The sequence below is a fragment of the Vibrio genomosp. F10 str. 9ZD137 genome, from assembly GCF_049974785.1.
GTDB lineage: Bacteria > Pseudomonadota > Gammaproteobacteria > Enterobacterales > Vibrionaceae > Vibrio.
In genome coordinates this window covers 1-668 of the sequence record NZ_JBNGCJ010000007.1, presented here as the reverse complement: position 1 = coordinate 668, position 668 = coordinate 1, and the positions used below count along the sequence as shown (strand labels likewise).

Annotated in this window: 1 protein-coding gene; it reads left to right on the top strand. The window is 46.6% G+C overall.

Annotated features, from left to right (window positions below):
* Window positions 1-668, top strand: a 668-nt coding sequence (locus tag ACP45E_RS00220; protein WP_347229964.1) for a DUF6701 domain-containing protein, incomplete at both ends; no start/stop codon positions are given.

The window sequence follows — 668 nt, the reverse complement described above, 5'->3', positions numbered from 1 at the left end:
AGCAAGTACAGCCGATGCGGAGGTAACAACCACGATTGATGGTGGATCTTATAGCGACACTGGCAATTATAAATTTGTACCGTATCGCTTTGACGTACCTGATCAATACCTAATAGCGATGAAACCAGAAAGCGTTGCAGCCAAGGTACTTGCTTGTAATTCAGGTAATGCGGTAGATGTGGGGTATTCTGGTACGCCTACAATTACGAGCAATATGGTGCAGCCAAGCTCGGGCTCAGGGACATTGACATACGCTCCTATATTTAGCGGTGGAACTTCAACAGATGAATCAAGCTCAATCGAATTTAGTGAGTCTGGTCAGTTAACCGTCTCGTTGATAGATACTAGTTTTAATTGCGTAGGTTATGATGATTGCCCCATTGAAGGGGAAGATGAGCTCACTGGGGTGTTTACGGTAAATTCTCGCCCATGGACCTTTGCGATTTGTACTGATGACGATGTAAGCGGCACAGCGACTGGAGGTGTTGGGTATAAAGAGTCAGGCGAAGTATTTGCGACACAAGTTAAACCTATCGTGTGGCAAACTGATGGTAGCACTTCTGGGGTGATTGAAACCTCGGGCTATTGTGGCGCGGCCGTCACTCAAAATTTCTTCATCTCCGATGCCCCTAACGCTACCGTTGAAATGATGAGATCGGAAGAGCGGT